The sequence below is a fragment of the Angustibacter aerolatus genome (genome assembly GCF_054776675.1).
The window spans coordinates 15,882-35,933 of record NZ_BAAHBM010000016.1 but is presented as its reverse complement, the minus strand read 5'-3'; the positions used below and the strand labels follow the sequence as shown (position 1 = coordinate 35,933).

At 73.0% G+C, this 20,052-nt stretch carries 19 protein-coding genes; 6 read left to right on the top strand and 13 right to left on the bottom strand.

Annotation, left to right across the window (positions count from 1 at the left end; all coding sequences use genetic code 11):
• Window positions 1-16: 16 nt before the first annotated feature.
• The 10 genes from ACYVI6_RS06250 to ACYVI6_RS06205 form a co-directional block, all read right to left on the bottom strand.
• Window positions 17-427, bottom strand: a complete 411-nt coding sequence (locus tag ACYVI6_RS06250; RefSeq protein ID WP_460445538.1) for a cytidine deaminase — start codon at window positions 425-427, stop codon at window positions 17-19.
• A complete protein-coding gene (locus ACYVI6_RS06245) occupies window positions 427-1,686 on the bottom strand; it encodes an ABC transporter permease (RefSeq protein ID WP_460445537.1) in 1,260 nt (419 codons plus the stop codon). Before ACYVI6_RS06245 ends, ACYVI6_RS06250 begins: the two co-directional genes overlap by 1 nt.
• The gene (locus ACYVI6_RS06240; RefSeq protein ID WP_460445536.1) at window positions 1,683-2,822 is read right to left on the bottom strand and encodes an ABC transporter permease; all 1,140 of its coding nucleotides are present in this window, start codon (window positions 2,820-2,822) and stop codon (window positions 1,683-1,685) included. Before ACYVI6_RS06240 ends, ACYVI6_RS06245 begins: the two co-directional genes overlap by 4 nt.
• Window positions 2,819-4,393: an ABC transporter ATP-binding protein gene (locus ACYVI6_RS06235; protein WP_460445535.1), complete on the bottom strand. Its 1,575-nt coding sequence runs from the start codon at window positions 4,391-4,393 to the stop codon at window positions 2,819-2,821. Before ACYVI6_RS06235 ends, ACYVI6_RS06240 begins: the two co-directional genes overlap by 4 nt.
• A gap of 82 nt (window positions 4,394-4,475) precedes the next feature.
• On the bottom strand, window positions 4,476-5,519 hold the full coding sequence (locus ACYVI6_RS06230) for a BMP family lipoprotein (protein WP_460445534.1): 1,044 nt from the start codon (window positions 5,517-5,519) through the stop codon (window positions 4,476-4,478).
• 233 nt (window positions 5,520-5,752) lie between these two features.
• On the bottom strand, window positions 5,753-6,970 hold the full coding sequence (locus tag ACYVI6_RS06225; protein ID WP_460445533.1) for an amidohydrolase: 1,218 nt from the start codon (window positions 6,968-6,970) through the stop codon (window positions 5,753-5,755).
• Window positions 6,971-7,026: 56 nt separating this feature from the next.
• On the bottom strand, window positions 7,027-8,088 hold the full coding sequence (locus ACYVI6_RS06220) for a hypothetical protein (RefSeq protein WP_460445532.1): 1,062 nt from the start codon (window positions 8,086-8,088) through the stop codon (window positions 7,027-7,029).
• A gap of 98 nt (window positions 8,089-8,186) precedes the next feature.
• On the bottom strand, window positions 8,187-8,807 hold the full coding sequence (locus ACYVI6_RS06215) for a hypothetical protein (RefSeq protein WP_460445531.1): 621 nt from the start codon (window positions 8,805-8,807) through the stop codon (window positions 8,187-8,189).
• 108 nt (window positions 8,808-8,915) lie between these two features.
• On the bottom strand, window positions 8,916-10,541 hold the full coding sequence (locus tag ACYVI6_RS06210; protein WP_460445530.1) for an acyl-CoA mutase large subunit family protein: 1,626 nt from the start codon (window positions 10,539-10,541) through the stop codon (window positions 8,916-8,918).
• 41 nt (window positions 10,542-10,582) lie between these two features.
• Window positions 10,583-11,701: a mannose-1-phosphate guanylyltransferase gene (locus tag ACYVI6_RS06205; RefSeq protein WP_460445529.1), complete on the bottom strand. Its 1,119-nt coding sequence runs from the start codon at window positions 11,699-11,701 to the stop codon at window positions 10,583-10,585.
• A gap of 227 nt (window positions 11,702-11,928) precedes the next feature.
• On the opposite strand from ACYVI6_RS06205, the gene sdhC reads away from it, so the two are divergent.
• From sdhC to ACYVI6_RS06175, 6 genes are all read left to right on the top strand, one after another.
• Window positions 11,929-12,303 (top strand): succinate dehydrogenase, cytochrome b556 subunit, encoded by a 375-nt coding sequence (gene sdhC, locus ACYVI6_RS06200; RefSeq protein WP_284289910.1) that lies wholly within the window; start codon window positions 11,929-11,931, stop codon window positions 12,301-12,303.
• Between the two features lie 3 nt (window positions 12,304-12,306).
• Window positions 12,307-12,756, top strand: a complete 450-nt coding sequence (locus tag ACYVI6_RS06195; protein ID WP_460445557.1) for a succinate dehydrogenase hydrophobic membrane anchor subunit — start codon at window positions 12,307-12,309, stop codon at window positions 12,754-12,756.
• A gap of 17 nt (window positions 12,757-12,773) precedes the next feature.
• Window positions 12,774-14,528, top strand: a complete 1,755-nt coding sequence (gene sdhA / locus ACYVI6_RS06190) for a succinate dehydrogenase flavoprotein subunit (RefSeq protein ID WP_460445528.1) — start codon at window positions 12,774-12,776, stop codon at window positions 14,526-14,528.
• Window positions 14,529-14,788: 260 nt separating this feature from the next.
• On the top strand, window positions 14,789-15,502 hold the full coding sequence (locus ACYVI6_RS06185) for a succinate dehydrogenase iron-sulfur subunit (protein ID WP_460445556.1): 714 nt from the start codon (window positions 14,789-14,791) through the stop codon (window positions 15,500-15,502).
• Complete coding sequence (locus ACYVI6_RS06180) at window positions 15,499-16,701, top strand: D-alanyl-D-alanine carboxypeptidase family protein (RefSeq protein ID WP_460445527.1); 1,203 nt, start codon at window positions 15,499-15,501, stop codon at window positions 16,699-16,701. The genes ACYVI6_RS06185 and ACYVI6_RS06180 overlap by 4 nt, the downstream gene beginning before the upstream one ends.
• A 100-nt stretch (window positions 16,702-16,801) precedes the next feature.
• Window positions 16,802-17,215, top strand: a complete 414-nt coding sequence (locus tag ACYVI6_RS06175) for a GNAT family N-acetyltransferase (RefSeq protein ID WP_460445526.1) — start codon at window positions 16,802-16,804, stop codon at window positions 17,213-17,215.
• Between the two features lie 81 nt (window positions 17,216-17,296).
• Here the strand turns inward: ACYVI6_RS06175 and ACYVI6_RS06170 are convergent, their stop codons facing one another.
• Genes ACYVI6_RS06170 through trpS form a run of 3 tightly spaced genes read right to left on the bottom strand, consistent with a single transcriptional unit; the run spans window position 17,297 to window position 20,021 of the window.
• Complete coding sequence (locus ACYVI6_RS06170) at window positions 17,297-18,373, bottom strand: YihY/virulence factor BrkB family protein (protein ID WP_460445525.1); 1,077 nt, start codon at window positions 18,371-18,373, stop codon at window positions 17,297-17,299.
• The gene (locus ACYVI6_RS06165) at window positions 18,373-18,954 is read right to left on the bottom strand and encodes a 2'-5' RNA ligase family protein (RefSeq protein ID WP_460445524.1); all 582 of its coding nucleotides are present in this window, start codon (window positions 18,952-18,954) and stop codon (window positions 18,373-18,375) included. The genes ACYVI6_RS06170 and ACYVI6_RS06165 overlap by 1 nt, the downstream gene beginning before the upstream one ends.
• The gene (trpS, locus tag ACYVI6_RS06160; protein WP_460445523.1) at window positions 18,951-20,021 is read right to left on the bottom strand and encodes a tryptophan--tRNA ligase; all 1,071 of its coding nucleotides are present in this window, start codon (window positions 20,019-20,021) and stop codon (window positions 18,951-18,953) included. The genes ACYVI6_RS06165 and trpS overlap by 4 nt, the downstream gene beginning before the upstream one ends.
• Window positions 20,022-20,052 lie beyond the last annotated feature (31 nt).

Genomic DNA, 20,052 nt, shown 5'->3' with positions numbered 1-20,052 from the left:
CGCATCTCGGCAGTGTTCAGGCGGTGAGGTCGTCCGGGCCGAACGCGTCGGGCAGCAGCTCGCGCAGCGGCCGCACACCGGTCGTCGTGTCGATCGCGCAGTCGGGGCCACCGTGCTCCCACAGCAGCTGGCGGCAGCGGCCGCAGGCCATCAGCAGCCGGCCCTGCCCGTCGACGCACGAGACGGCGACCAGCCGGCCGCCGCCGGTGCGCACCAGGTCGCTCACCATGCCGCACTCGGCACACAGCGCGACGCCGTACGCCGCGTTCTCGACGTTGCAGCCGCTCACGACGCGGCCGTCGTCGACGAGGCCGGCGACGCCGACCGGGTAGCGGGAGTACGGCGCGTACGCCCGCCCCATCGCCTCGACGGCGAGCGCACGCAGCGCCTCCCAGTCGACGTCCTGGGCACCGGTGCCGTCGGTCATCAGTGGTCCTCACCGCGTCGGTAGACGACGCCGTCGGCCTTCGGCGGTCGCAGGTTCTGCGACGACACCACCAGCACCACGAGCGTCACGATGTACGGCGTGATGGTGGTGACCTCATTGGGCAGCGCGTCGAGGCCGAAGTAGCCCAGCAGCAGCGCGACGCCGGCCCCGAGGAAGACGGCGCCGGCCACCCGGCGTCCGCGCCACACCCAGTAGGCACCGAGCGCGAGCACCACGACGCCGGCCAGCAGGAACAGCGCCAGCACGGCGAGCGAGTCCTGCGAGCGCAGCCGGATCGCGTCGGCGTACCCGAACAGGGCCGCGCCGCCGAAGAGTCCGCCCGGCCGCCAGTTGCCGAAGATCATCGCGGCGAGACCGATGTAGCCGCGGCCGCCGGTCTGGCCCTCGCGGTACAGCCCGCCGAAGAGCACCAGGAACAACCCGCCCATGCCGGCGAGCGCACCGCTGCTGATCACCGCGGCGTACTTCATCCGCAGCACCGGCACGCCCAGCGACTCGGCGGCCCACGGGTTCTCGCCGGCCGAGCGCAGCCGCAGGCCGAACGCGGTGCGCCACAGCACGAACGCGACCAGCGGGAAGAGCAGCACGCCGATGATCTCGAAGACGTTGACGTCGAGGAGCAGGCCGCGCAGGAGCCCGGCGACGTCCGACAGCAGGACGACGTGGGTGCTCTCCAGCCTGCCGAGCAGGTCGGGGCCGCTGGCCAGCACCGGCACGTCGAACGACGGCACGCCGCCCTTCACGGCGGGCGACTGGGTGGGCCCGCCGCCCTTGACGCCGGCGTAGCTGAGCTCCGACAGGAACCGCGCGGCGCCGCTGGCCAGCAGGTTGATGGCCACCCCGCTGACGATGTGGTCGACGCCGAAGGTGACCGTCGCGACGGCGTGCAGCAGGCCGCCGAGCACGCCACCGGCCAGCGCACCGACGAGCGCGGCCCACGGACCCCACTGGTAGCCGGCGAACCCGGCGCCCCAGGTGCCGAGGATCATCATGCCCTCGAGGCCGATGTTCACCACGCCCGCCCGCTCGCAGACCAGCCCGCCGAGACCGGCCATGGCGATCGGCAGCATCAGGGCGAGCATCGCCCGCGCGGTACCCGAGTTCGTGAGCACCTGCTCCCCCGACACCTGCCGGGTGATCGCCAGCACGACGAGGCCGGCGAGCGCGATCAGCAGGTAGCGGCGCCAGTGCGAGGTGCGAGCGGTCTGCGCGGCGGGGGTGCTGGTCGCGGTGCTCACGCCGACACCCCCTGCGGCTCGGCGGCCGGCTTGACCGCGCGGGCCACCCGGCGGTCCTCGGCGCGCAGCAGCAGCCTGCGGGCGACCTCGTTCACGACGACGACGGAGAGCACGATCACGCCCTGGGTGATGACGACGACGGACGGCGGGATGTCCTGCCGCTGCAGCGACGGCCCGGCGCGGTCGAGGAACGCGAACAGGAGTGCGGCGATGCCGATGCCGAACGGCGAGTTGCGGCCGAGCAGCGCGACCGCGATGCCGCTGAAACCCAGCCCGCTGGTGAACGACTCGCCGAACTTGTAGTCCTCGCCCAGCACCTGCGGCAGCCCGACCAGCCCGGCCAGCGCCCCGGAGAGCAGCATCGCCTGGATGATCATGCGGCGCGCCGGGATGCCGCTCGCCTCGGCCGCGGAGCCGCTGCGACCGGAGGCCCGCAGCGCGAAGCCGAACCGGGTGCGGTTCACCACGAGCGCCACGACCACGCCGACCGCCAGCGCCACGAACAGGAACCCGTTGAGCGGGCGGCTCGGGGTGTCGAGACCGAGCCAGCCGAACGGGTCCTTGATCCCGGGGAACCGCCCCGACTCGGGCAGCTCGCGGGTCGCGGGGTTCGAGTTGGGGCCGATCTTCGGGTCGCGGAACGGCACCCGCAGCAGGTACGCCACCAGACCCACGGCGATGCTGTTCAGCATGATCGTGGTGATGACCTCGTTGACGCCGCGGGTCACCTTCAGGACGGCGGGCACCGCGGCGTAGGCGGCGCCGGCGGCCATCGCCACCACGACGATGAACGCGATGTGCAGCGGCAGCGGCAGGCCGACGGCGGCACCGGCCCACGCGGCGACCACGGCGGCGACGGTGTACTGCCCCTCGACGCCGATGTTGAAGAGGTTCATGCGGAAGCCGATGCTCACCGCGAGGCCGGACAGGAACAGCGGCACCGAGCGGTTGATCCAGCTGCGCGCCTGGTTCGCGGTGGCGCGGTCGGTGGCCCCGAAGTCGAACAGCGCCTTGACGGACTTCACCGGGTCGACGCCGAGCAGCGCCAGCACGATCCCGAGCACCACCAGCGAGACCAGCACCGCGATCACGGCGGGCAGCAGCCCGGTGACCAGCCCGCGACGGACCCGGATCATGCCGCACCTCCCTGAGCCGCCTGGGTGTCGGCGCCGGTCATGTACGCGCCCAGCACCTCCGGCGTGACGTGCGCCGGGTCGAGCTTGGCCACCAGCCGGCCGCGCAGGATCACGTAGAGCGTGTCCGACAGCCCGATGAGCTCGTCGAGGTCGGCCGAGACCAGCATGGTGGCCAGGCCGTCGCGCCGGGCCTGCCGGATGCGGTCCCAGATGGCCGACTGCGCCCCGACGTCCACCCCGCGCGTCGGGTGGGCGGCGACCAGCACGCCCGGACCCGACTCGAGCTCGCGGCCGATGATCAGCTTCTGCTGGTTGCCGCCGGACAGCGCCGAGGCGAGCGTGTCGGGGCCAGGTGCGCGCACGTCGTACTCGCGCATGATGCGGGCGGTGTCGGTGCGCGCGTGCCGCCGGCGCAGCCACCCGAACCGGAAGAAGTCGCGCGACCACTGCTCGCCCAGCACCCGGTTCTCCCACAGCGGTGCGGTGAGCAGCAGGGCCTGCCGGTGCCGGTCCTCGGGCACGAAGGCGATGCCCCGCTCGCGGCGCCGCTGCGTGGGCCACCGGGTGATGTCGTGCTCCACGTCGTCCGCGGTGCGCAGGTGCACCGAACCGGACGTCGGCTGCGCCAGTCCCAGCAGCAGCTCGACCAGCTCGGTCTGCCCGTTGCCCTCGACGCCGGCGAAGCCGACGACCTCGCCGCGGCGGACGTCGAACGCGACGTCGTCGAGCGCCGGCGCCCCCTCGTCGCCCAGCACGGTGACGCCGCGCACCGACAGCCGGACGTCGTCGGTGACGGTGTCGTCGCGGGTGCCCGGCTCGGGCAGCTCGGAGCCGACCATCAGCTCGGCGAGCTGGCGGGCGGTGACCTGGCTCGGGTCGGCGGTGCCGACGGTGGTGCCGCGCCGGATCACCGTGATGGTGTCGGCGACCTTGAGCACCTCGTCGAGCTTGTGCGAGATGAACAGCACCGACAGGCCCTCGGCGCGCAGGCCGGCGAGGTTCTCGAACAGCTCGTCGACCTCCTGCGGCACCAGGACGGCGGTGGGCTCGTCGAGGATCAGCACGCGGGCGCCGCGGTAGAGCACCTTGGCGATCTCGACGCGCTGGCGGTCGGCGACCGACAGGTGCTCGACCAGCGCGTCGGGCCGCAGCCGCAGGCCGTACCGGTCGCTCAGCGCCTGCAGGTCGGCGCGGGCGCTGCGGACGTCGAGCCGGCCACCCTTCGTCGGCTCGCTGCCGAGCACGACGTTCTCGAGCACGGTGAAGTTGTCGGCGAGCATGAAGTGCTGGTGCACCATGCCGATGCCGGCGGCGATGGCCGCAGCCGGCGAGCGGAAGGTCGTCTCGCGGCCGTCGACGAGGATCGTGCCCTCGTCCGGCTGGTGCATGCCGTAGAGCGTCTTCATCAGCGTCGACTTGCCGGCGCCGTTCTCGCCGACGAGCGCGTGCACCTCGCCGGCGCGCACCCGCAGGTCGATGTCGCGGTTCGCCACGACGCCGGGGAACCGCTTGGTGATGCCGCGCAGCTCGATCAGGGCGACGTCGTCGTCGCGGGTCGCGGGGGCTGTCATCGCATCGTCCTCACACGGCGGTGACGGGGCCCGGACGGCGTCGTGCGCCGTCCGGGCCCCGTCAGGTCAGGGGCCGGTCTCGTCAGCTGACGGTCTCGGACACCTTGATCTTGCCGTCGATGATCTGCTGGCGGTAGTCGTCCAGCTTGCTCTTGATGTCGTCGACCTTGCCGCCGCTGGTCGAGTAGCCGACGCCCTCGTCCTTCAGGCCGTAGGCGGTGCCGGAGGCCTTGCCGGTGTCCTTGAAGGACTTGATCGACAGGTAGACCGCGTTGTCGACGCGCTTGATCATCGAGGTGAGGATGATCTTCTGCAGCTTCGGGTCGCCGACCGTCTCGTACTGGTCGGAGTCGACGCCGATGGCCAGGTTGCCGGTCGAGGCGGCCACCGGGAACGAGCCGTTGAACGAGCCGCCGGCCGCGGTGTAGATGATGTCGGCGCCGTTGCCGTACATCGCCTGCGCGGCGACCTTGGCGCCGTCGATGTTGCCGAACCCGGCGCCGTCGTCGCCGGTGGCGAGGCGCTTGTCGTCGACCTTGATGTCGTTCTTGACGGCCTTCGCGCCCTGCACGTAGCCGGCGTAGAACTTCGTGATGAGCGCGCTCTCGTTGCCGCCGATGAAGCCGATGTGGTTCGACTTCGACTTCAGCGCGGCGGCCGCGCCGACGAGGTACGAGCCCTCCTGCTCGGCGAAGCTCTGCACCGCGACGTTCGGCACCTGCGACGGGTCGCCGTCGATGCGCACGAACTGCAGGTCGGGGTACTCCTTGGCGACGGTGTCCATCGCCTCGCCGTAGCTGAAGCCGACGCCCACGATGGGGTTGTAGCCGTCGTCCGCGAGCTGGCGCAGCAGGTCGGCGCGGTCGGAGCCGTCCTCCTTGGGGCTGAGCTCCTCGGTGGTGGCGCCGAACTCGGTCTTGGCCTTGTCGAGGCCCTTCACCGCGAGGTCGTTGAACGTGCCGTCGCCGCGGCCGCCGACGTCGAAGGCCATGCCGACCTTGAGCGCCTTCGCGCTGGTGGCGCTGCTGCTGCTCGACGAGCCGGAGCCGGCGGTGTCGTCGCTGCTGCTGCCGCACGCGCTGAGCGCGAGGGCGGCGGCGGCGGCCACCGCGAGGGTCGTGGTCACCCGACGCAAGGGGTGTCTCCTTCGGTCATGGGGCACCGAGGCTCGGCGCTCTTGGGAACCCGGCGAGACTACCTCCGCGGCGACCGCCCACCGCACCGTCCGCGGTGCAGGTTGACCGGATCGTTACGCGCAGCAGACCGGACGATCGACGGCGCTGGGACGCCTGTGACGCAAGGTGCGCGGCGCACCTGCACGCAGGCGGGTGATCCTGCTCGCCGGGCGCGCGGACGGTGCTAGACGACGCCGGTGTGCGGCTGGTCGGCGACCTGCAGCGCCTCGACGGCGACCCGGGCCAGCAGCTCGGCGCCGATCGGCACTGCCCGGTCGTCGACCCGCAGGTCGCCCTGGTGCAGGTCGTTCGTCGGGCCGCCCGGCGTCCGGGTGCCGAGGCGGGCCATCGCGCCCGGCGTCCGCTCGAGGTACCAGGCGAAGTCCTCGCCGCCGAGGCTCTGCTCGGTGGTGACGACGCCCGAGGCACCGACGACGCCGGTGGCGGCGCGGGCGAACGACCTGGCGGGACCGGCGGAGTTCACGACGGGCGGGACGCCGCGCACGTACTCGACCTCGGCCTGCACGCCGTACGGCGCGACGACGGCCGCGACCAGGTCGGTGACGAAGCCGCGCGCCAACTCCCACGCCCGCACGTCGAGGATGCGCAGCGTGCCGCCGGCCTCGCCCAGCGACGGCACGACGTTCTTGGCCGACCCGGCGCGCACGTACCCCCACACGAGACTGGCGCCGGCGCGCGGGTCGAGCCGGCGCGACAGGGCGGCGGGCACGTCGGTGACCACCTTGGCGAGCGCGAAGGTGAGGTCCTGCGTCAGGTGCGGCCGGGACGTGTGCCCGCCCTTGCCCCGCAGCCGCACCAGCACCTGGTCGCACGCCGACGTGATCGGCCCCTTGCGCAGCCCCACCTGCCCGACGTCGATCGACGGGTCGCAGTGCAGCGCGTAGATGCTCTCGATGCCGTCGGCCACCCCCGCGTCGAGCAGGTCGCGCGCGCCGCCGGGCATGACCTCCTCGGCGGGCTGGAACAGCAGCCGCACCCGGCCGGGCAGCGGGCTGCGCGCGTGCTGCTCGCGCAGCGCCAGGCCGGCCCCGAGCAGCGCCACGGTGTGGACGTCGTGCCCGCAGGCGTGGGCCAGGCCGTCGACGGTCGACCGCCACGGGTCGGCGGTCAGGTCGTCCATCCGCAGCGCGTCCATGTCGGCCCGCAGCCCCACGGTGCGCACGTCGCTCTCGCGGTCACCGGCGTCGCGCCCCACCTCGGCCACCAGCCCGGTGCCCGGCAGCCGCTGCACCGCGACGTCGGCCTTCTCGAGCCGCGCCGCCACCAGGTCGGTCGTGCGGTGCTCCTCGCGCGCCGGCTCCGGGTGCGCGTGCACGTCGCGCCGGACGTCGACGAGCTCGTCGCGCAGCTGCGCGACGATCTCGGTCAGCTCGGACGCCACGCTTCCCGACCCTACCGACCCCACCGCCGACGTGGCGGGTCGGGACGGCTCGGACGTCAGCGGCCGGCCGTCGCGATCGACTGGACCTCGGCCACCGGCAGGTCGAACGCCGGACCCTCGATCTGGTTGGGGTCGCCGATGTCCTCCCAGTTCGGCTGGCCCGTGCCGCGCCACTGCGCGGTCCACGTCGTCGACGCGTCCACCGGGTAGCCGTTCGCGTAGCCGACCGACGCCTTGTCGAAGCGGATGGTGCAGCCGGCCCGCGGGTCGCGTCCACTGGCCCACTCGTAGGTCGAGTGGGCGGTGTCGCAGTGCTGCAGCTCGTCACCCGCCTGCAGGTCGAGGCCGCCGCTGGTCGCCGCCACCTCGGCGTAGACGCCACCAGGGACCTCGGCGCGCACGGTCAGGACGCCGTCGTCGCCGCCCGCCGCCAGCTTGTTGCGCACCCAGAACCAGGTGTCGACGCCGACCAGCGAGCCGCCGTCCAGGTCGGCGGCATCCGGGTTGTGATCGACGATCGGCGCGGGGATGTCCATGAGCTCGAGGGCCTTCTCGGCGATGGCCCGGGGGTCGACCAAGGGCGGCGGCGGGTTGCCCTCCGGCCAGAACGCCACGGTCACCGACAGCCCGGTGCAGTCGGCGGTGCGGTGCCACCAGTCCGTCGGGGTCGTCGTGGAGACGAAGCCCTCCATCGGGCAGCCCTCGTCGGTGCGGCAGTGCGCCTGGTAGAACTGCAGCTTCGCGCCGCCCTTCGCAGCAGCGATCGCCTTGTCGTACAGGCTCTCGTCGCCGTACATGAGGCGACCGAAGGAGAACGACCCGTTGATGGTGGGCATCGTCTCCTCCCACCACTTCTTCACCGCCTCGGGGTCGGTGCCGTCGCCGGCTCCCTGGAACGGCGACCACCAGCAGGTGGGTGGGACAGCAGAGCTGACCCCGCCGCCGGACCTCATCCCCACCTCGCCGCTGACGAAGGTGATGTTCACGGCCTTGGCGCCGTAGGTGTCACCGTCCTGACTGCCGTCGCCCCATCCCGCCTGGGCCGGGAGCGCGCCGACCAGCACCACGATCGCCGCCCCGAGCACCCCGAGCACGGTCTTGAGCACACCACGTCGCACGATCCGGCTCCCCACCCGCTGCGTCAGCATCTGGACCCACCCCCCCGATGACACGGGAAGGGTAGCGAACGAGCCCGGCGACGCCCACCCGTGCAGCGTCAGGCGCAGGCCTTGTCGTCCACCCGCACGCCGCTGATCTTCCAGTAGGGGCCCTGCTTCACGGCGGCGCCGTAGAGCCCGATCGCCCCTGAGGGCGCCTCGACCGGCTTGCCGCTGGCGTCGACGTCGTAGGAGGTGCCGACGAGGCAGCTGCGCACCTGGCCCTCGGCCCCGTTCACCGCGACCTTGCTCACGTCGAGCCGCCCGGTGCCGATGCTGTGCCGGTTCTTCTTCTGCAGCTGCGCCACGTAGTTCTGCACGTCCCGTCGAGCCGAGGAGACCGCGACCCGCCCGAGGGCGTCGCCGTCGATCCGGGCGCGGTAGTACGCCACGACCCGGACGTCCCAGTACGCCTGCCAGGCGGACGCGACCGCCTTCTCCTGAGCGGTCCTGGCCGCCACCTCGCCGCGACGGAGCTGCGGGACGGGGTTCGTCGGGGTGCCGCTCGGCGTCGCGGTCGCCGTCGGGCTCGGGCTCGCGCTGGTCGTGGCCGACGGCGTCGCTCCCAGCGTCGGCAGGTTGCTGACGGCCTCCTCGTCACCCCCGCTGCAGGCGCTCAGCACCAGGGCGCCGCCCAGCAGCGCAGCCGTCGCCAGTGTCCGCGGACTCCCCCGTCGCATGGCCGCCACCCTAACCGGCGTCCCGCAGCGCGGGCAGAACCGCCGCCCGACCCCCGCGCCCGGCGTGACCGGGCACTTCTGCCCGCGCGTCGGGACAGCGCAGGCGGGTCAGAAGGCGTCGCGGGGCACGTAGGTGCCCCAGACGGCGCGCAGGGCGTGGCAGACCTCGCCGACGGTGGCGCGCAGGCGCAGCGCCTCCTTCATCGGATAGAGGACGTTGTCGGTGCCGCGGGCGGCGTCCTGCAGGGCGGCGAGGGCGGCGTCGACGGCGGGCTGGTCGCGCTCGGCGCGCAGCACCCGCAGGCGCTCGCGCTGCTCGGCCTCGATGGCGGGGTCGACGCGCAGCGGCTCGTAGGGCTCGTCGTCGTCGATCGTGAACCGGTTGAGGCCGACGACGACGCGCTCGCCGCCGTCGATCTGCTGGGCGATGCGGTAGGCCGAGCGCTCGATCTCGGCCTTCTGGAAGCCCTCCTCGATCGCCGCGACGGCACCGCCGCGGTCCTCGACGGCCTGCATGAGCTCGCGGATCGCCACCTCGAGGTCGTCGGTCATCGACTCGACGACGTACGAGCCGGCGAACGGGTCGACGGTCTTCGTCACGTCGGTCTCGTAGGCGATGACCTGCTGGGTGCGCAGGGCCAGCCGGGCGGCCTTCTGCGTCGGCAGGGCGATCGCCTCGTCGTAGCTGTTGGTGTGCAGCGACTGGGTGCCGCCGAGCACCGCGCCGAGCCCCTGCAGCGCGACGCGCACGAGGTTCACCTCGGGCTGCTGGGCGGTGAGCTGCACGCCGGCGGTCTGGGTGTGGAACCGCAGCATGAGCGACTTCGGGTCCTGGGCGCCGAACTCGTCGCGCACCACCTGCGCCCAGATGCGCCGGGCCGCCCGGAACTTCGCGACCTCCTCCAGCAGCGTGGTGCGCGCCACGAAGAAGAACGACAGCCGCGGCGCGACGTCGTCGACGGCGAGCCCGGCGTCGAGCGCGGCCCGCAGGTACGCCCGGGCGTTGGCGAGGGTGAAGGCGATCTCCTGCGCGGGCGTCGCGCCGGCCTCGGCCATGTGGTAGCCGCTGATCGAGATGGTGTTCCAGCGCGGCAGCTCGGTGCGGCAGTAGGCGAAGGTGTCGGCGACCAGGCGCAGCGACTCGCGCGGCGGGTAGATGTAGGTGCCGCGGGCGATGTACTCCTTCAGCACGTCGTTCTGGATCGTGCCGGTCAGCCGGCTCGCCTCGACGCCCTGGGCCTCGGCGGCCAGCTGGTAGAGCAGCAGCAGCACCGAGCCGGGCGCGTTGATGGTCATGGACGTCGACACCTCGCCGAGCGGCAGCCCGCCGAACAGCACCTCCATGTCGTCGATCGAGTCGATCGCGACCCCGACCTTGCCGACCTCGCCGCTCGCGATCGGCTCGTCGCTGTCGTAGCCCATCTGCGTCGGCAGGTCGAAGGCGACGCTCAGGCCGCCGGTGCCGGCCGCGACCAGCTGGTGGTAGCGCTCGTTCGACTCCTTCGCGGTGCCGAACCCGGCGTACTGCCGCATCGTCCAGGGCCGGCCGGTGTACATCGAGGGGTAGACGCCTCGCGTGTACGGGTAGCGGCCCGGCTCCCCCAGCCGATCCGCCGGGTCCCACGCGTCGAGCGCGTCCGGCCCGTACACCGTCTCGACAGGGAGCCCGGACTCGGTGCTGCGGGCGGGGTCGTCGGCAGGTGCGCGCCCCGGGACGGCGTCGTCGTCGGCCATGCCCGGACTGTATCCGCGGCGGCGGGCCGGGTCGGACCGGGTCAGACCAGGTCGCCGCGGCCCTGGTGCTTCAGCTCCTCGACGAGGTGCTTGACCTCCTGCGCCCGCGCGCGAGGGGCGACGAGCAGCGCGTCGGGGGTGTCGACCACGACGAGGTCGTCGACGCCGAGCAGGGCCACGAGCCGGCCGGACGACGGCACGACGATGCCGGTCGCGTCGCGGCTGAGCACCAGCCCGGTCTCGCCGAGCACCTGCAGGCCGCCCTCGCCGGCCGGCAGCACCGCGGCGAGCGAGTGGAAGTCGCCGACGTCGTCCCACCCGAACCGGCCCGGGACGACGGCGACCCGGCCGGCTGCGGCGGCGGGCTCGGCGACGGCGTAGTCGAACGCGATCTTCGGCAGCCGGGGCCACACCTGCTCCATGACCGTCGTGCGGTCGGGGGTGTCCCACGCGGCGCCGAGCCGGCGCAGCTGCCGGCCGAGCGCGGGCTGGTACTCGTCGAGCATGTCGAGCACGACCGCGGCGCGGGCCACGAACATGCCGGCGTTCCAGCGGTACTCGCCGCTCGCGACGTACTTGGCGGCGGTCTCGGCGTCGGGCTTCTCGCTGAACTCCTCCACGACCAGCGCGGACGGCGCGCCCTCGACGCTCAGCGCCGAGCCGGCCCGCACGTACCCGAAGCCGGTGGCCGGGTGGGTGGGTTCGATGCCGACCGTCACCAGCCGGCCGGTCTGCGCGGCCGCGACCGCCTCGTGCACCGCCTCGGCGAACACCGCGTCGTCCCCGATCACGTGGTCGGCCGCGAACGAGCCGAGCACGGCCTCCGGGTCGCGGGCGTGCAGCACCGCGGCGGCCAGCCCGATCGCGGCGGCGGACTCGCGCGGTGCGGGCTCGACCAGCAGGTCGCGCACCGACAGCCCCGGCAGCTGCTCGGCGACCGCGGCCTGGTGGGCGACGCCGGTGACGACGCAGACACCCTCGGCCAGCGGCGACAGCCGGTCCCAGGTGCCCTGCAGCAGCGAGCGGCCGGTGCCGGTGAGGTCGTGCAGGAACTTCGGCTGCCCCGAGCGTGACAGCGGCCACAGCCGGGTGCCGGCACCGCCCGCCGGGACCACGGCGTGGAAGCCGGACAGGGGGGCGGGGGCAGCGGGGGCCGTCATCCGTCGACGGTACCGGCGTGCAGAGCCCCCGGGGACCGCTCGACGGGCTGGTTGCACGCTGTTGCCCTGATCTTGACGAGTTCGTCACATGGCGCGGTTCCGGTACCTGATGACGCGGCGCCCGTCACTAGAGTGACCACGTCGTGGACGACGTCGTCCGCCTGGCCGCGACGCGCACCGGGCGGCCAGTGACGTCGCCCCCCGCCCGATGGTGAGAGGCAGTGATCGTGCCGCAGGCACCCGCAGGCACCCTGTACCGGGGCCGCGAGGGGATGTGGTCGTGGGTCGCGCACCGCGTGACCGGCGTCCTCATCTTCTTCTTCCTGTTCGCCCACGTCCTCGACACCGCGCTCGTGCGCGTCTCGCCGCAGGCGTACAACGACGTGATCGGCACCTACAAGAACCCCGTCGTGGGGCTCGGCGAGGCCGGTCTGGTCGCCGCGGTGATCTTTCACGCGTTCAACGGGGTCCGGCTGATCCTGGTCGACTTCTGGTCGCAGGGCCCGCGCTACCAGCGGCAGATGCTGTGGGCCGTCGTCGGCCTCTGGGTGGTCGTCTTCGCCCCGTTCGCCGTCCGCCACCTCATGCATGTCTTCTCGTAGGGGCTGCTCGTGACCACCATCGACGCACCGCGCACGCCCTACCGCCGCGACCGGTCGACCCGCAGCAACTTCGAGCTCTACTCGTGGCTGTTCATGCGCGGTTCCGGCGTCGTGCTCATCGCCCTCGTGTTCGGCCACCTGTTCGTGAACCTGGTGGCGGGCGAGGGCATCAAGGGCGTCGACTTCGCCTTCGTGGCCGGCAAGTGGGCCAGCCCGTTCTGGCAGGTCTGGGACCTGCTGATGCTGTGGCTCGCCGAGCTGCACGGCATGAACGGCGTCCGCACGATCATCAACGACTACGCCGAGAAGGACCGCACCCGCATCGTGCTCAAGACGCTGCTGGTGCTCAGCGGCGCCCTGGTGCTGGTGCTCGGCACGCTGGTCATCTTCACGTTCGACCCGTGCCCGGTCGGCGAGCCGGCCGACCTCCTGCCGTCGTTCTGCGCCCGCTGATCCGCTGAGGAGCTGACATGCAGACCCACACCTACGACGTCGTCATCGTCGGGGCCGGCGGCGCGGGCATGCGCGCGGCGCTCGAGTCCGGCCAGCGCGCTCGCACGGCCGTGCTGACGAAGCTGTACCCCACCCGGTCGCACACCGGCGCGGCGCAGGGCGGCATGTGCGCCGCCCTCGCCAACGTCGAGGAGGACAACTGGGAGTGGCACACCTTCGACACCGTCAAGGGCGGCGACTACCTCGTCGACCAGGACGCCGCCGAGGTCATGTGCAAGGAGGCGATCGACGCCGTCCTCGACCTCGAGAAGATGGGTCTGCCCTTCAACCGCACGCCCGAGGGGCGCATCGACCAGCGCCGGTTCGGCGGGCACACCCGCAACCACGGCGAGGCCGCCGTCCGCCGCTCGTGCTTCGCGGCCGACCGCACCGGTCACATGATCCTGCAGACGCTGTACCAGAACTGCATCAAGCACGAGGTCGAGTTCTTCAACGAGTACTACGTGCTCGACCTGCTGATGACCGGCGAGGGCGCCGAGCGGCGCACCGCCGGCGTCGTGGCCTACGAGCTGGCCAGCGGCGAGCTGCACGTGTTCCGCGCCAAGTCGGTCGTGCTGGCCACCGGCGGCGCCGGCAAGGTGTTCAAGACGACGTCGAACGCGCACACCCTGACCGGCGACGGCATGGGCATCGCGTTCCGCCGCGGCCTGCCGCTGGAGGACATGGAGTTCTTCCAGTTCCACCCGACGGGCCTGGCCGGGCTCGGCATCCTGCTGTCAGAGGCCGCCCGCGGCGAGGGCGCGATCCTGCGCAACAGCGAGGGCGAGCGCTTCATGGAGCGCTACGCCCCCACCATCAAGGACCTCGCGCCGCGCGACATCGTCGCCCGCTCGATGGCCAACGAGGTGCGCGAGGGCCGCGGCTGCGGCCCGAACAAGGACTACGTGCTGCTCGACCTGACCCACCTCGAGCCGGCGCACATCGACGCCAAGCTGCCCGACATCACCGAGTTCGCCCGCACCTACCTCGGCGTCGAGCCCTACACCGAGCCGGTGCCGGTCTACCCGACCGCGCACTACGCGATGGGCGGCGTGCCGACCAACGTGCAGGCCGAGGTGCTGAGCGACAACACCACCGTCGTGCCGGGGCTGTACGCCGCCGGCGAGGTCGCCTGCGTGTCGGTGCACGGCTCGAACCGGCTGGGCACCAACAGCCTGCTCGACATCAACGTGTTCGGCCGCCGGGCGGGCATCGCGGCCGCCGAGTTCGCCCGCACCGCACCGCTGGTCGACCTGCCCGAGGCGCCCGAGGCCGACACCGTCGCCCTGCTGCAGCGCATGCTCGACCGGCCGGACGGCGAGCGCGTGGCCGCCGTCCGCAAGGAGCTGCAGGAGACGATGGACCGCAACGCCCAGGTGTTCCGCACCGAGGCGTCGCTGAAGCAGGCCCTCGGCGACATCCAGGCGCTGCAGGAGCGCTACCTCACGGTCTCGGTGCAGGACAAGGGCAAGCGGTTCAACACCGACCTGCTCGAGGCCGTCGAGCTCGGCTTCCTGCTCGACCTCGCCGAGGTGATCGTGCTCGGCGCGCTGGAGCGCAAGGAGTCGCGCGGCGGGCACTTCCGCGAGGACTACCCGAACCGCGACGACGTGAACTACATGCGCCACACCATGGCCTACCGCGACTTCGCCGACGGCCAGCCGCTCGCCGTCCGGATGGACTTCAAGCCGGTGGTGCAGACCCGCTACGAGCCGATGGAGCGCAAGTACTGATGTCGCAGGAGAACCTGTCGTCCGACGGCGCGCCCAGCAACCCGCCGATCGACCCCGAGACCTCGCGCGGCCCCGACGGCAACCCGCTCCAGGCCCGCGAGCCCGCCGAGCCGACCGGCTCGCCCCGCGACGAGTCCGTCGGCAGCGGGACGGCGAGGACGTCGGAGCCCGCGCCGGCCGCGCAGCCCAGCGCCGACGAGGAGCGCCGCGCCGAGCAGCAGGTCAAGCAGGCCGAGCAGGGCGAGGGCGGCCCGGCCGACATCCCCAGCTTCGACGTCACGCTGCGGATCCGGCGCTACGACCCCGACCGCGACACCGAGGCGCACTGGGAGGACTACACCGTCTCGGTGCACTCCACCGACCGCATCCTCGACGCGCTGCACACGATCAAGTGGGAGCAGGACGGCTCGCTCACCTTCCGCCGCTCGTGCGCGCACGGCGTCTGCGGCTCGGACGCCATGCGCATCAACGGCAAGAACCGGCTGGCCTGCAAGACGCTGCTGAAGGACCTGAACCCCGACAAGCCCATCCTGGTCGAGCCGATCAAGGGGCTGGCGGTCGAGAAGGACCTCGTCGTCGACATGGACCCGTTCTTCGCGGCCTACCGCGAGGTCATGCCGTTCCTCATCACCAAGGGCAACGAGCCGAGCCGCGAGCGGCTGCAGACGCAGGAGCAGCGCGAGCGCTTCGACGACACCACCAAGTGCATCCTGTGCGCGGCCTGCACCACGTCGTGCCCGGTGTTCTGGGCCGACGGCCAGTACTTCGGCCCGGCGTCGATCGTGAACGCGCACCGCTTCATCTTCGACAGCCGCGACGAGGGCGGCGACCTGCGCCTCGAGGTGCTGAACGACAAGGAGGGCGTGTGGCGGTGCCGCACCACCTTCAACTGCACCGAGGCCTGCCCGCGCGGCATCCAGGTCACGAAGGCGATCCAGGAGGTCAAGCGCGCGCTCCTCACCCGCAAGGTGTGAGGCGCGCACTCGCGGCGTCGCTGACCGGGGCGCTCGCCGCGCTGCTGGCCGGCGTCGCCCCCGCCGTCGCGGCGCCCGCGGTCACGACGACCCCGCAGCCGACGCCGTCCGCGCCGGCGGTCCCCGTGCCAGGTGGCGCGGCCCTCGCCCGCGGCGGCGTCGTGACCGACCTGCCGGCCGGCGTCCCCGCACCGCCGGGGCTGGCGGCTGCCTCGTGGCTGGTGGCCGACCTCGGCACCGGTGACGTGCTCGCCGCGAAGGGGGCGCACGCGCAGCACCTGCCGGCCAGCACGCTGAAGTCGCTCACCGCGCTCACCCTGCTGCCGCAGCTCGACCCCTCGACGGTCGTGCAGGTGCAGCCGTCGGACGTCGTCGACGGCAGCCTCGTCGGCATCGCCCCGGGCTCGTCGTACACGGTGCAGCAGCTGTTCGAGGGCATGATGCTGGCGTCCGGCAACGACGCGGCCACCGCGCTGGCCCGTGCGGCGGGCGGCGTCGACCTCACGGCCGCCCGGATGCAGGCCGAGGCGACCGAGCTGGGCGCCCGCGACACGGTGGTGCGCAACCCCAGCGGGCTCGACGCGAAGGGGCAGGTGACCAGCGCGTACGACCTCGCGCTCGTCGCCCGCGCGGGCATGCGGCTGCCCGCGTTCCGGTCGCTGGTCGCCACCCGGCACGTCGACTTCCCCGGCAAGAAGGCCAAGCGCGGCAAGCGGCGTCCGACGTACCAGATCCAGAACCACAACCGGCTGCTCGCCAACTACGACGGCGCGATCGGCGTGAAGAACGGCTACACCGAGGCCGCGCGCTGGACCGTCGTCGGCGCCGCCACCCGCGGCGGCCGCACGTACGTCGTCACCGCCCTGCGCCGCACCGACGGCAGCTGGCGGCCCCAGGCGAAGCTGCTCGACTGGGCGTTCGCCCACGGCCGGCAGGCGCGGCCGGTCGGACGGCTCGTCGACCGCGGCGAGGTGGTCACGACGCCGGCCACGCTCTCGGCCACCCGCGTCGCCACCGCCACCCGCGCACCGGCCGCCGCCGTCTCGGCACCCACGACGTCGGTCGGCCGGGCCGGGCACACCGCCGCGGTGGTCATGGCCGTCGCCGGGGTCGTCGCCGTCGTCCTGTTCGCCCTGGCCCTGCTCAGCGCCCGGGCCCGCCGCCGTCAGCTGCGCGCCGCCGGCCGCCGCCTCCCCTGACCCCTTTCCGCGCCTCAGCCCGCTTTCCGCGCGTCATCCCGGTTCCGGACGCCGGAAAGCGGGTTGACGCGCGGAAGCAGTCGGGCGCAGGGTGCCGGCCATGCGGATCGTGCAGGCCACGACGAGCGCCGAGGTGGACGCCGCGGCCGACCTGTTCGACGCACCGCCGCTGCCCGACGCGACGGCCCGGTTCCTCGCCGACCCGGGCCACCACCTGCTGCTCGCGCACGACGGCGACCAGCCCGTCGGGTTCGTCAGCGGCGTCGAGATGGTCCACCCCGACAAGGGCACCGAGCTGCTGGTCTCCGAGCTCGGGGTGGCCGAGTCGCACCACCGGCGGGGCATCGGGACGGCGCTCGTCGAGGCGATCGTGCAGCTGGCCGCCGAGCGCGGCTGCCACGGCGTGTGGGTGGCCGTCGACCCCGAGAACGACGCCGCGCTCGCGACGTACCGCCGCGCGGGTGCCGACCGCAGCAGTTGCGCGACGATCCTGGACTGGGACCTGCCCCGCTGACCCGTGCGCGCCTCAGCCCGCACGCGCGCCCCCGACGAGCGGGCTGACGTGCGCAAACCGGGCTGACGCGCGGAAGGGGGGTCAGTCGTCGTCGTGGTGCCGACCGCGGCCGAGCACGGTGCGGACGCCGCCCCCGACGGCCCGCGCGGCGACGAGCGCGGTGGCGCCGAGCACGGCACCGGCGGCGATGCTGACCCGGTCGGTCGAGCGCTGCCCGAAGCTGGGCAGGGTCTGCTCGCGCGGGCCGAGCGGCAGGGCGTGCTGCGGTGCGGCGGCGCCGACGGCGAGGTGCCCGCGCTCGTCCGCCGTGGTGGCGGCCCACGCGGCGGCGAGCAGCATCACGCGGCTGACCAGGTTGATGAGCACCAGCAGGCCGACGATCACGGCGAACCCGGCGAGCAGCGGCTTGTTGGCGGCCGAGGCCAGCAGCCGGCCGGACAGCAGCTTCAGCACGCCGAGGCCGATCGCGCCGACCACCGCACCCTGCACGACGTCGGCCCGGGGCAGCGGCAGACCGCTCATGATGCGCAGCACCACCACCATGAGCAGGGCGTCGGCGAGGAACACCACGACGAACGAGACGATCGTGAGCACGACCGTGCCGAACGTCGAGCCCTCGAGGCCGACCTGCCGCAGCAGCCACGAGCCGGCCGACTGGGTCACGAGCGACAGCGCACCCGAGACGCCGAACGCGAGGCCGACGGTCGCCAGCATCACCAGGTCGCGCAGCTTGCCCTTGACCGGGTTGATCTGCATCGGCGGCTGCCCGAACACCGCGCGCACGCCCTCGCGCAGGGCGTCGACCCACCCGGTGCCCGACAGCAGCAGCGTGACGAAGCCGACGATGCCGGTGACCGTCAGCACGTCGATCGCCGGCGGGGACGTCGGGTCGATGAGGCCGTCGGGATGGGACGCGTCGACGACGATGCCGGGCAGCAGGTCGGACAGCTGGTCGGTCACCGACGTCAGCAGGTCGTTCTTGCCGCGGACGACGAGGCCGACGATCGCGAAGCCGAGCGCGAGCGCCGGGATGATCGAGAAGAAGCCGAGGTAGGTGACACCGCCGGCCAGCACGTTGCCGCGCGAGCCGTTGTAGCGGTCCCACGAGCGCCAGGCGTGGCTGGCGGTGACGCGGCCCCACAGGTCGCCGAGCGACATCAGCGCACCCCGTCGACGGCGGCGCTCTCGGCCCGCGCGCCGAACCCGAAGGCCCGGTCGGTGCGCCAGACGCCGTCGTCGCCGTGCTCGTAGAGGTGGAACGCGTCGACGGTGAAGCGGCACTCGAAGCCGGCGAGCGCCTCGAACGCGGTGTCGAGGGCGTCGTCGGGCAGGTGGTGCGCCACCGTCACGTGCGGGTGGTAGTAGAAGGCGAGGTCGCGCTCGAGCGGGCCGCGGCGCACCGCGCGCTCGAGCAGCTCGCACTCGCCGATGCCCTCGACGAGCTGCACGAACACCACCGGCGACACCGGCCGGAACGTCGCGGTGCCGCGCAGGTGGATGTCGAAGGGGCGCATGGTGCTCGCCACCTGCTCGAGGTGCTGCGCGACGTCGTCGACGAGCTCGTCGGCGACCGGGGTCGGCGGCAGCAGCGTCACGTGCGTGGGGATGCTGGCGGCCAGCGGGTCGCCGAACGAGGCGCGGTGCTCGCGCAGCCGCTCGCCCCACGGCTCGGGGACGGGGACGGCGACGCCGATGGTGCGGTGGCCGGCCGGCGACGTCGTCGTCGCGTCGGGGATCACCGCCGTGCACCCGCCGGGAGGAAGCCGACCCGGTCGTACACGCGCTCGAGCGTGCGCTGGGCCACCGTGCGGGCCTTGTCGGCACCGGTGGCGAGGACGTCGTCGAGCGCGGCCGGGTCGGCGAGCCAGCCGAGCGCCCGCTCGCGGAACGGCGTCAGCGTCTGCTCGACGAGCCCGGCGAGGTCGCCCTTCAGGTCGCCGTACCCCTTGCCCGCGTAGGTCTGCTCGAGCTCGGCGACCGGCGTGCCGCTCAGCGCGGAGTGGATGGAGAGCAGGTTCGACACCCCGGGCTTGGCCTCGACGTCGTACCGGATCTCGCGCTCGGTGTCGGTCACGGCCGAGCGGATCTTCTTCGCCGTCACCTTTGGCTCGTCGAGCAGGTCGATGACGCCGGCGAGCGACGCGGCCGACTTGCTCATCTTGGCCGCCGGGTTCTGCAGGTCCTGGATCTTCGCCGTCTCCTTGACGATGTGCGGCTCCGGCACGGTGAACGTGCGGCCGAACCGCGCGTTGAAGCGCTGCGCCAGGTCGCGGGTGAGCTCGAGGTGCTGGCGCTGGTCCTCACCGACCGGCACCTGGTCGGCCTGGTAGAGCAGGATGTCGGCGGCCATCAGCACCGGGTAGGTGAACAGCCCCACGGTGGTGCGGTCGGATCCCTCGCGGCTGGACTTGTCCTTGAACTGGGTCATCCGCGCGGCCTCGCCGTAGCCGGTGAGGCAGCCCAGCACCCACGCCAGCTCGGCGTGCTGCGGCACGTGGCTCTGCACGAACAGCGTGGACGTCGCGGGGTCGACGCCGCCGGCGAGGTACTGCGCGGCGGTGCGCCGGGTGCGCTCGCGCAGCAGCTTCGGGTCGACGTCGACGGTGATGGCGTGCAGGTCGACGACGCAGTAGAACGCGTCGTGCGTCTGCTGCAGCGCGACCCACTGCACCAGCGCCCCGAGGTAGTTGCCCAGGTGCAGCGAGTCGCTGGTGGGCTGCATCCCCGACAGCACGCGCGGCGGTCGGCCGGCGGGCGCGGTCGGCTCTGGGCGTGCTGACGCCTGCTCGGTGGGTGTCGCGGGCATGCGCGGCATTCTGTCAGGCCCGGCGGGCGCC

What these genes read in the sequence shown, in the direction of transcription:
- ACYVI6_RS06215 (WP_460445531.1), bottom strand. Translation starts at nt 8,807, where the DNA reads ATGCGACGGGGGAGTCCGCGGACACTGGCGACGGCTGCGCTGCTGGGC.
- ACYVI6_RS06240 (WP_460445536.1), bottom strand. Translation starts at nt 2,822, where the DNA reads ATGATCCGGGTCCGTCGCGGGCTGGTCACCGGGCTGCTGCCCGCCGTG.
- ACYVI6_RS06175 (WP_460445526.1), top strand. Translation starts at nt 16,802, where the DNA reads ATGCGGATCGTGCAGGCCACGACGAGCGCCGAGGTGGACGCCGCGGCC.
- sdhA (WP_460445528.1), top strand. Translation starts at nt 12,774, where the DNA reads ATGCAGACCCACACCTACGACGTCGTCATCGTCGGGGCCGGCGGCGCG.
- ACYVI6_RS06205 (WP_460445529.1), bottom strand. Translation starts at nt 11,701, where the DNA reads ATGACGGCCCCCGCTGCCCCCGCCCCCCTGTCCGGCTTCCACGCCGTG.
- trpS (WP_460445523.1), bottom strand. Translation starts at nt 20,021, where the DNA reads ATGCCCGCGACACCCACCGAGCAGGCGTCAGCACGCCCAGAGCCGACC.
- ACYVI6_RS06210 (WP_460445530.1), bottom strand. Translation starts at nt 10,541, where the DNA reads ATGGCCGACGACGACGCCGTCCCGGGGCGCGCACCTGCCGACGACCCC.
- ACYVI6_RS06235 (WP_460445535.1), bottom strand. Translation starts at nt 4,393, where the DNA reads ATGACAGCCCCCGCGACCCGCGACGACGACGTCGCCCTGATCGAGCTG.
- ACYVI6_RS06250 (WP_460445538.1), bottom strand. Translation starts at nt 427, where the DNA reads ATGACCGACGGCACCGGTGCCCAGGACGTCGACTGGGAGGCGCTGCGT.
- ACYVI6_RS06170 (WP_460445525.1), bottom strand. Translation starts at nt 18,373, where the DNA reads ATGTCGCTCGGCGACCTGTGGGGCCGCGTCACCGCCAGCCACGCCTGG.